The sequence below is a fragment of the Wolbachia endosymbiont of Drosophila baimaii genome, from assembly GCF_028982185.1.
GTDB classification, from domain to species: Bacteria; Pseudomonadota; Alphaproteobacteria; order Rickettsiales; family Anaplasmataceae; genus Wolbachia; species Wolbachia pipientis.
This window is the reverse complement of the sequence record NZ_JAPQLE010000158.1, coordinates 1-9175: the sequence shown is the minus strand read 5'-3', so window position 1 is coordinate 9175 and position 9175 is coordinate 1. Positions and strand designations below refer to the sequence as shown.

11 protein-coding genes and 1 pseudogene are annotated in these 9175 nt (G+C 34.8%); 7 read left to right on the top strand and 5 right to left on the bottom strand.

The window, feature by feature from the left end:
- Positions 1-229: 229 nt before the first annotated feature.
- Both OZD66_RS05165 and def read right to left on the bottom strand, forming a co-directional pair.
- Positions 230-1051 carry a uracil-DNA glycosylase gene (locus OZD66_RS05165; RefSeq protein WP_182366302.1) on the bottom strand — a complete coding sequence of 274 codons (822 nt, stop codon included), beginning with the start codon at positions 1049-1051 and terminating at the stop codon, positions 230-232.
- Complete coding sequence (gene def, locus OZD66_RS05160) at positions 1041-1580, bottom strand: peptide deformylase (RefSeq protein ID WP_006279678.1); 540 nt, start codon at positions 1578-1580, stop codon at positions 1041-1043. The genes OZD66_RS05165 and def overlap by 11 nt, the downstream gene beginning before the upstream one ends.
- A 138-nt stretch (positions 1581-1718) precedes the next feature.
- Here def and ftsA point away from each other — a divergent pair, with 138 nt between their 5' ends.
- The 3 genes from ftsA (at position 1719) to map (ending at position 4332) form a co-directional block, all read left to right on the top strand.
- The gene (gene ftsA, locus OZD66_RS05155) at positions 1719-2957 is read left to right on the top strand and encodes a cell division protein FtsA (protein ID WP_182366305.1); all 1239 of its coding nucleotides are present in this window, start codon (positions 1719-1721) and stop codon (positions 2955-2957) included.
- A gap of 41 nt (positions 2958-2998) precedes the next feature.
- Complete coding sequence (locus tag OZD66_RS05150; RefSeq protein WP_182366308.1) at positions 2999-3400, top strand: nucleoside triphosphate pyrophosphohydrolase; 402 nt, start codon at positions 2999-3001, stop codon at positions 3398-3400.
- 149 nt (positions 3401-3549) lie between these two features.
- Positions 3550-4332, top strand: a complete 783-nt coding sequence (gene map / locus OZD66_RS05145; protein ID WP_182366310.1) for a type I methionyl aminopeptidase — start codon at positions 3550-3552, stop codon at positions 4330-4332.
- Positions 4333-4351: 19 nt separating this feature from the next.
- On the opposite strand, the gene OZD66_RS05140 is transcribed toward map, so the two are convergent.
- Positions 4352-5584, bottom strand: coding sequence for an MFS transporter (locus OZD66_RS05140; RefSeq protein ID WP_182366312.1), 1233 nt, complete (start codon positions 5582-5584; stop codon positions 4352-4354).
- Between the two features lie 212 nt (positions 5585-5796).
- Between OZD66_RS05140 and rsmH the strand changes: the two genes are divergently transcribed.
- Positions 5797-6678, top strand: coding sequence for a 16S rRNA (cytosine(1402)-N(4))-methyltransferase RsmH (gene rsmH, locus OZD66_RS05135; RefSeq protein ID WP_182366314.1), 882 nt, complete (start codon positions 5797-5799; stop codon positions 6676-6678).
- Complete coding sequence (ftsL, locus tag OZD66_RS05130; RefSeq protein ID WP_007548286.1) at positions 6675-6986, top strand: cell division protein FtsL; 312 nt, start codon at positions 6675-6677, stop codon at positions 6984-6986. The genes rsmH and ftsL overlap by 4 nt, the downstream gene beginning before the upstream one ends.
- Positions 6987-7287: 301 nt before the next feature.
- Here ftsL and OZD66_RS05125 read toward each other — a convergent pair whose 3' ends face one another.
- Positions 7288-7587, bottom strand: a complete 300-nt coding sequence (locus OZD66_RS05125; RefSeq protein WP_182366316.1) for an ETC complex I subunit — start codon at positions 7585-7587, stop codon at positions 7288-7290.
- A 145-nt stretch (positions 7588-7732) separates the two neighbouring features.
- Here OZD66_RS05125 and OZD66_RS05120 point away from each other — a divergent pair, with 145 nt between their 5' ends.
- The gene (locus tag OZD66_RS05120; RefSeq protein ID WP_182366318.1) at positions 7733-8344 is read left to right on the top strand and encodes a 50S ribosomal protein L25/general stress protein Ctc; all 612 of its coding nucleotides are present in this window, start codon (positions 7733-7735) and stop codon (positions 8342-8344) included.
- Complete coding sequence (gene pth, locus OZD66_RS05115; protein ID WP_182366320.1) at positions 8344-8892, top strand: aminoacyl-tRNA hydrolase; 549 nt, start codon at positions 8344-8346, stop codon at positions 8890-8892. Before OZD66_RS05120 ends, pth begins: the two co-directional genes overlap by 1 nt.
- A 2-nt stretch (positions 8893-8894) precedes the next feature.
- Here the strand turns inward: pth and OZD66_RS05110 are convergent.
- Positions 8895-9092 (bottom strand): annotated as a pseudogene (locus tag OZD66_RS05110) (IS3 family transposase); the annotation flags it as partial.
- Positions 9093-9175: the final 83 nt, after the last annotated feature.

Sequence of the window (9175 nt, the reverse complement as noted above, 5' to 3'; positions counted from 1 at the left end):
GTAGATGAAGTTTTGTAAAGACATACAGTATCTATATACTGCAAAAAATTGAACATAAGACGCCGATACATTAAGTAATCCTTACCTTTTGATCTGCAGATTGGCGAAAGCAAATACAATAGCTTCAATTTTATGATAAGGGGGCTGGCGGAGTTTGTCAAGGAAGTTTTTTCGTTTCTAACGATTGTTAACATGCTGCAAAAAACTATGCAAGAGGTCTACCACTTTATTAGGTATTTGTGCAGTTATTGGTGTTATCAAGATACTCCCTAATCTTCTTCAAGTCCTCCCAGGCTAAACGTTTTTGTGCTGGTTGGCGAAGTAGGTAAGCTGGATGAAATATAGCGGCTGTGGTGATTGAATTGGACAAATATTGGTTAGTGTACGTATGAAATCTGCCACGCAAATTCGATATAGTTTTTGTGCTGTCAAGAAGGCTATAACATGCGATTCCCCCGACCAAAATTAAAATTTGTGGTGAAACTAGTGCAACGTGTTTTTCGACAAATGGTCTGCACATATCAAGCTCTAGGTCGGTTGGCTTTCTATTGCCAGGTGGACGCCAAAATACAGTATTGCTTATGTATACCTTAGTGCGATCAAGATTGATTGCATTTAATATTTTATCGAGCAACATTCCACTTGCACCACAAAATGGTATGCCTTGAAGGTCTTCATTTGCTCCTGGAGCTTCACCAACGAGCATAACTTTTGCGTTTGGATTACCATCGGAAAAGACAGTATTAGTTGCAGTTTTTTTTATCTCACAACCTTCAAATGATTCAACTGCACTTCTTAGTTCATCCACACTATTACATTTGCTTGCAAGTTTCCTTGCTTCAATTATCCAGTCACTTGGAAACATGTCTTTTCCATCTTTAGTGTCATCCCAGCGCGTATCTGCATCTTTCTTCTGGGTCCCAGTTTGGATAACAGAGGGTTGTACACTCTCTTTGCTCTCCAATTTTTTTTCCTCTTCACCCTCTGTTAGTGTGCAATTAACGCCCACTTCATGGTAAAATTTTAATAATTCTAGGTCTTTATTGCTCATAATGCTTTTTAACCTTTTGTGCTTTTTTCATGGCCATATCATACTTTAATTTAGATAAATGTCTAATATATAATATGCCGTTTAAGTGATCTAATTCATGCTGAATACACCTTGCAAGCCAACCACTAGCTTTTAGCGTCTGTTCTTCGTTATTTAAGTCTCTGTATTTCACAGTTAAATACTTTGGACGCTTAATTTCATAGCTTTGCTCTGGAATTGAAAGGCACCCTTCCTTGAGAGTCACTTGTTCATCAGATAATTCCGTAATTTCTGGATTAATCATGCAAAATTTGCCAATTGATTCATATCCTGCTGGCTCATTTTCAATTGTTTCTAGCTGAACATCCACAACAAAAATTCTCTTTAACACTCCAACTTGCACTGCAGCAAGGCCAAGACCTTCTGCATCATACATAGTTTCGAACATGTCGTTTACTAATTCTTTAATTTTATCGTTTATATCTGTTACTTCACTGGCACGTGTGATTAGTCTTTCATCAGGGGCAATTACAATTGGTAATATGGACATAAAAATTATAATTCTATGTTTTGCTTTTCCTTTTGTCCAGAATTTAGTGTATATTAAAATGTTGCTATATCTATAATAGAAATATAAATTATTAAAGAAAGCTACAATTTAAATGAAATTGCGTAATAAGGTTAACTAATGTACTCTGCAGTAATAGCAAAACCAAAGAGAAACGTTTTTGCTGTTTTAGACATAGGTACAACAAAGATTATTTGTCTAATCGTTAAAATAAATGGCAACTTCAGCTATAAAGTAACAGGAACGGGCTATAAGATTGCAGAAGGTGTAAACGGTGGGTCGATAACTAATGTAAAACACGCAAATTACTCCATCTCATCAACTATAGGTTTAGCTGAACAAGTATCAGAAGAAACCATAGATCAGATATATGTGAACATTGCTGGATGTGGCATCTCATCTTTCAATGTACATAATGAAATTATTGCAGCTAATCATGAAATTTCTGACCGGGATATAAAACGTGTAGTTTTTCAGACGTTTGAGAAATATATTGAAGAGAATGTTATCATTCACAATATACCACTGAAATATCATTTAGATGATATGACTGACATAAAAGAAGTCGGTGGATTGTATGGAAAAAGACTATCTGCTGATGTTAATGTTGTCACTGCTTCGCGTCCAGCGCTTACCAATATTGAAAACTGTATTACTAATAATGGTGGATTAAATATGGCGGGTTGTATTGCTTCTGCATATTCTGCAGGTCTTGCGTGTCTCAGTGGAGATGAAAAAGAGCTCGGGACTGCTATTGTTGATATAGGCGGTGGGCGCACTGCAATTGGAATTTTCAAAAGAGGGAAACTTGTGTATGCAAGCAGCGTTCCAATTGGTGGTGTTCATATCACTCGAGATATTGCTTACGGGCTATGCACAAGCATAGAACGTGCAGAGTATATAAAAATACTGTATGGTAGCACTATCGTAACTTCAATAGATGAGAACGAATATATTACAGTCCAAAATAGTGAAAATGATGAACCTACTCAAGTATTCAAATCTGAGCTTATTAACATCATAAGACCAAGAGTTGAAGAAATACTTGAAATGGTAAGAGAGCAATTTCAAGAGCAGAAAGATCCAATTAATAAAGTGGTGATCACAGGTGGAACTAGTCAACTCACAAGCATGAAGGAAATTGCAGGCTATATATTCAATAAGCAAGTTCGAATTGGGTGCCCTGAGTCTTGTAGCGGTCTTGATGGCGAATATGATAAAAATCCTGTATTTTCTGCTGCTATAGGTTCTATAAAGCTAATAGTTGACACTTTTTATAAAAATAACTCTGGTATGTTAGGACAAGATGGTAAAATGAGTAAGTTGTACCATTGGGTTAAGTCAAAAGTTACAGTTTAATTTTACTGAATGAAATTCTTATATCTATCAAAGGAAACATTATGAATAAAAAACATTGTTTCAAAATTAATAAACTTGCTCGTGATCATACAACTGAAATTATACGTTCCCACGGAATTATTGTTTATGAGAGGGTGATGGAAAAAGATGAATACATTGAATGTCTCAAAGATAAACTTTTAGAAGAAGCAAAGGAGGTTATTGCCTCTAAAACCTCAGATGAAAATCTTGAAGAGTTAGCCGATTTACTTGAGGTCATACATGCATTAGGCAAAGAAAGTGGACTATCAATAGAACAAATTGAAGAAAAGCGTATCTCTAAAAAACAAGAGAGAGGTGGTTTTGAGAATCGTATCTACAATACTTATATTGAGGTGAATCCTAAGAGCATCGATTACTATCACAAAAAACCTTCAGATTATCTTGAGATAATAGTTGTATAGTTCAGATTATTAAATAGACTTCTTGCTTGACCACCTTTCATACAAATGACTTGACGCTAGGATCCATAGGGCTTATTTTCATAATACGCAAGGTTATTACATTTATGTACTGTAAGTAAGCGTACCAATTATAATAAGACATGGAAAATATGAACGTAACTATACACTCACAAGAAGATTTTGAATTTATGCGCAAGGCTGGCAGGCTTGCTGCTGAAACTCTTGATTTCATTGCACCGTACGTAAAGATAGGGGTAACAACTAATGAGTTAAATGATCTATGTCATGATTTTATAATTAATGCAGGTGCAATTCCAGCACCACTAAATTATAGGGGGTATCCAAAATCAATTTGCACTTCAAAAAATGCAGTTGTGTGCCATGGTGTTCCCGATGATGAACTGCTTAAAGATGGAGATATTTTGAATATTGACGTTACGGTGATTTTAAATGGCTGGCATGGTGATACAAGTCGCATGTTTTGGGTTGGCAAACCATCAATAAAAGCAAAACGTTTGTGTGACGCTACTTATCATGCATTGATGGAAGCAATCAAACAAGTTAAGCCCGGCAATAAGTTAAATGAAATAGGGCTCGCTATAGAGAAATATATTAGAGATTTTGGATATTCTATCGTATGCAGCTACTGCGGACATGGTATAGGAAAAGTCTTTCATGCTCCACCGAATGTAGTGCATTTCTATGATCAAGATGAAGATCTCGTCTTGAAGGAAGGTATGTTTTTTACAATAGAGCCAATGATTAATGCTGGAAAACATGAGACTCTGCTCAGTAAACTCGATGACTGGACAGTGACAACACGCGATCTTTCACTTTCTGCTCAATTTGAACATACGATTGGAGTAACAAAAGATGGTGCTGAAATATTCACATTATCACCTAAAAATTGGCACTTCCCGCCATATAATTAGATTTTTTTGAACTCTGCAACTATTTGGATCTTGAAGAAAGCTCACCCTTAATTTGCGATATAGCAACTAGCCCAATTAATGCACAGAAAATCATGTAAAAACTAGCTGAAGTCTCTTGTCCTGTAACCTTGATAATTGTTGTGCATATAAATGGTGCAAGGCCGCCAAAAAATCCAGCAGCTATATTTCTTGATAAACCAAATCCACTGTACCGAACCTTTGTTGGAAATAATTCGCACATAAGTGCACTGACAGGACCAAGCGATGCAGCTATTGGAATTATAAAAAGAATGTGTGCCAGCAAGTAATTGCCACTACATAACATTGAAAAAACTGGATAACTTACTATTACAAAAGCTATAAATGCAAATTTCATAACTTTTTCTCTTCCTACCTTATCAGAAAGTATAGCAAATAATATTGTCAATCCTCCGAGCGCAATTTGACTCAGTATTTCCACTATATGATTAAAATGAGTATTTACTGTTAATATTTTATTCGTAAGCACATTGAAAAATACCAAATATATATAGAGAGACGCATTTTCAACCAAGTCAATACCTATTGATATTAGAACAGGCTTTTTGTAATTGTTTAATAACTCTTTTAGTGGCAATTTAGACGGATTTTTTTGTCTTTTATACTCTGGGCTTTCATCAAGTATATATCTCATATATATGCTAATTAATCCCATTGCTAAACTGAAAATGAAAGGTAATCTCCACCCCCAAGATTCAAAATCAGATACTTTTTTGCATATGAGTACCGCTATCAGGCTTAATATTGAACCAAGAATTGCACTTAATACCTCAATGCTGCCAAAAAATCCTTTTTTGTTTTTAGGAGCATGTTCTATTAAAAATGGTGCATTTCCTGCTTCTCCTCCAAGAGATATACCCTGCAATAATCTTAAACACACTACCAGCATTGACGCTAGTATTCCAATGCTTTGATAACCTGGAACAAAAGCAATTAATACGGTTGATAAAGTCATTAATATAATCGAGAGCAATAAGGCAACTCTTCTGCCATGTTTATCACCAATGTGACCAAATATAGCAGCACCGACTGGTCTCATTAAGAAACCCACTGCAAACACTCCAAAAGCCTTCAATACGCTGGTTAGTTGATCATCCGATGGAAAAAACACACCACCTATTATGTTTATTAAGTGGCCAAAAAGCATGTGGTCATACCACAATAAAGTGTTACAAATCAAACTTGAAAATATTACTTTTGTTATTTGCTGCATAATTTCCCTATAGCCTGTTTGATCTTATATATAAAAAAAATGTGAACGTTATGTGAATATTATATTAACAATATTAAACCTTGATTTTAATATTATTGCTCATATATTCCGATAAGATACCATATTTTGGCAAGAAAATCTATGTACATAAATAAAATTGATGTGAAGAGTAGAGTAGGATATCTACACCAACTGTACTTAAATTTTTTGATATGACACACACTCCAGTTTTGTTAAAAGAGATGCTATCACTACTATCACCGCAGGATGGTGGCATATACGTGGACGCCACATTTGGAGCTGGAGGGTATAGCAAAGCAATACTAGAGTTAGCTGATTGTAAACTATACGCAATTGATAGAGATGAAACGGTAACTAAGTTTTATGATGATTTAAGCGTTAGATATCCCGATAGAATAAAACTATTTATTGAGAGGTTTAGTAATATTAAAAATTTATTAGATAGCAACAATATTGAAGGTATCGATGGAATAGTTTTTGACATCGGAGTTTCATCTATGCAGCTTGATAACGGAGATAGAGGGTTCTCATTTTTACATGATGGTCCACTCGATATGAGTATGGATAACTCTTCTTATATAAACGCTTCAACGTTTGTTAACGCTTTACGCGAAGAAGAAATCGCAAATACTATGTATAACTACGGAGGCGAACGTCATTCTCGCAAAATTGCAAGAGCAATAGTAAATGCACGGAAGAAGAAAACTATCAAAACTACATTTGAGCTTGCGAACATTATACGTTCCGTGGTATTTCGTGGAAAAAGCAAAATTGATCCTGCAACCAGAACATTTCAGGCAATCAGAATATGGGTAAACGATGAGCTGGGAGAACTTGAAAAGGGCATTAAAGCTGCATCTGAAATTTTAAATGAGAATGGCAAATTAATTGTCGTCACCTTTCATTCCTTAGAAGATCGTATAGTCAAAACTTTTTTTAAAGATTTATGTGCTGCTGATTGCAAGACATTCTCTCTTCTAAATAAAAAAGTGATTGAAGCAAGTATAGAAGAAGTAAGTGCAAATCCGCGTTCACGCTCAGCAAAACTAAGAGCTATACAGAGGTTGTTGTGAGAACTTTCTGCATCATCTCAATAGTTATGTTTTTTCTTAGCATTGTAGGACTATTTAAGGTAAAATTACATGTTCAGTCGTTAAATAGAGAGCTAATAAAAATAAAAAGTGAAATTAATTTAGTACAAAGTGATATAAAAGTTTTACAAGCAGAGTGGAGCTATTTGAATAATCCAAAAAGACTTGCAAGCCTTGTAAAGAAATACCTGAAAAATAACTCTTTAATACTGGCTAGCCAGGTTAAAAATCTTGACTCTTTAAATGGCCGCAGTGTGCTAGCACAACTTAAAATCCATGATCAACAGTGAGATTAAGTCTTATTTTTTACAGATGAGCACATCACAATAAAACTTACTTTGTATCCGTTCAGGATAGCGGCAAGGTAGTATAACCATAGAGTAAAAGTGAGTTTACAACAAATGGTGTCATCCCAGTGCTTGACACTGGGATCCAGCCTTTCCATAATCATCAAAAACATTGTATTTTAACGTAAAACAGCTATTTTTATGCTTACCAACTTAATAAAATTCCTGGATCCCAGTGTCTGGGCACTGGGATGACAAAGGAGAGCAGCTTCAGCTACTTGCATAACACCATTTGTTGTGCAACTTACTTTAGTATGAAATTGCTTGCGTAAGATTTTGGCAGCCTCTTAACATTTTTTGGCATTTCAATTATGTATTTAACGTTGCGTTTTTTTGCGTAGAATACTGCTTTTTCAAGAGAATCAAACTTTAATACAATCTGTTTTTTTGGATCTTTTGAGCTAACCCACCCCATTAAAGGTTCAATGTAGTAAGAGCCAGATTCAATTTTCAGGTGCCAGAAATTTGTATTACCTAAACCAGATTGTGTTGCAGTTCTTGTTGGTCTATAAATCCTAAAAACTACTTTATCGTCAATGCCCATAGTTCTTGTTAAATAAGCTTAAATATATATCTAAATAAATCCTTTCACAAACAATTAGTATGAAAGAATGAAGTTTGAAATAAATATTTTTATGTTATATTATTATTAAATTATATTAAAAGGATTAGCTGAATAGGAGTAACCGATGACGCAACAGGAAATAGTAACAATTAATGCAGAGTTACGTGATATAACAAAAACAAAAGCGATGCATTCTCTAAGGAAGAAAGGAAACATCCCTGGAATCATATATGGAAAGGGCCGTGATAATGTAAATTTGACATTGTCTGCAAAGGAATTCACAAAGCAATATAAGTCAGGCTCTCTTTCTGCACATTTGATAGAGCTGAATATTTCGGGCAAAAAGGAATATGCTCTTGTTCGCGATATCCAATTGCATGTAGTAAAGGATACTGTGCAACATGTTGATTTTCAGTTTGTTGATAAAGGTAGTGAAATTAAAATAGACATACCTCTATCATTTGTGAATGAAAGTAAAGCTCCAGGAATCAAATTAGGTGGAGTGCTTAATGTTTTGTGTCGTTCTATTGCTGTTAAATGCTCTCCTGATAAAATACCTCAGGTTATTGAAGTTGATTTATCCGGTAAAATGATTGGCCAGTCTATACATATTAATGATGTAAAATTACCAGAAGGTGTTAAGTTTGTAGCTCATGAAGAAGAAAATTTTACCATTGTTACAATTTCTGCTGCCGATAGTGACGTTGAAGAACCTCAAGCAGAAACAGAGGAATAGTGCACCTGATAGTTGGGCTTGGTAACCCTGGTGGTCAATATGAGTTAACTTATCATAATATCGGCTTCATCGTAGTTGATACAATTTGCAAATATTGGAATTTCCAGTCGTTCTCTAAAAAAGCCGATTATCTAATAACCTCTGACATAATTAATGATAATAAAATCATGTTAATAAAGCCTTATTCATTTATGAATAATTCAGGCATCCCTGTTGCAAAAATACGAAACTTTTACAAATTATCGCTAGATAATATTGTTGTCATACACGATGACGCTGATTTGGAACTTGGAAGAATAAAAATAAAGAAAGGTGGTAGCTCTGCTGGACATAATGGACTTAAATCCATAGATAGTTTTATTGGCAACGATTATTGGCGCTTGAGATTTGGAGTGGGTAGACCTGAAGATCAAAGAAGCTTAGCAGATTATGTGTTATCAAAATTTTCAAATTTTGATAATGTTACTCCCTTAGTGGAAAAAATAGCAAAAAATATACACTTAATGCTGCAAGGAGATAATACAGCTTTTATCAATTTGATTGTATAATATTACGAAACACAGGGAGTGTATGGTCCCAGAGTGTGATGGTGTGGATTTAGTATGAACAATTCAGGAGATTTTGTCCACTGTAAAGATATAAACTCAAAAGGTGTAAGACCCTTAAGAGTTTTGAGTCTTTTAGCATAATTGTAGGCCATAACAAAGTCATAAAGATGCTCTTTGAGTTGCTGGTGAGACTGATAGTATAGCATTTCTCATAATAGTCCGAACAGGTCATAGGAAGGCAGAATCAACAGCATGACGAAAGGATTCGAATAGAGGAATGTTT

Excerpts from the sequence above, each read along its gene's own strand:
- OZD66_RS05125 (WP_182366316.1), bottom strand. The coding sequence starts at position 7,587 with ATGGGCATTGACGATAAAGTAGTTTTTAGGATTTATAGACCAACAAGA.
- OZD66_RS05165 (WP_182366302.1), bottom strand. The coding sequence starts at position 1,051 with ATGAGCAATAAAGACCTAGAATTATTAAAATTTTACCATGAAGTGGGC.
- OZD66_RS05140 (WP_182366312.1), bottom strand. The coding sequence starts at position 5,584 with ATGCAGCAAATAACAAAAGTAATATTTTCAAGTTTGATTTGTAACACT.
- def (WP_006279678.1), bottom strand. The coding sequence starts at position 1,580 with ATGTCCATATTACCAATTGTAATTGCCCCTGATGAAAGACTAATCACA.
- OZD66_RS05120 (WP_182366318.1), top strand. The coding sequence starts at position 7,733 with ATGACGCAACAGGAAATAGTAACAATTAATGCAGAGTTACGTGATATA.
- OZD66_RS05150 (WP_182366308.1), top strand. The coding sequence starts at position 2,999 with ATGAATAAAAAACATTGTTTCAAAATTAATAAACTTGCTCGTGATCAT.
- map (WP_182366310.1), top strand. The coding sequence starts at position 3,550 with ATGAACGTAACTATACACTCACAAGAAGATTTTGAATTTATGCGCAAG.
- ftsA (WP_182366305.1), top strand. The coding sequence starts at position 1,719 with ATGTACTCTGCAGTAATAGCAAAACCAAAGAGAAACGTTTTTGCTGTT.
- rsmH (WP_182366314.1), top strand. The coding sequence starts at position 5,797 with ATGACACACACTCCAGTTTTGTTAAAAGAGATGCTATCACTACTATCA.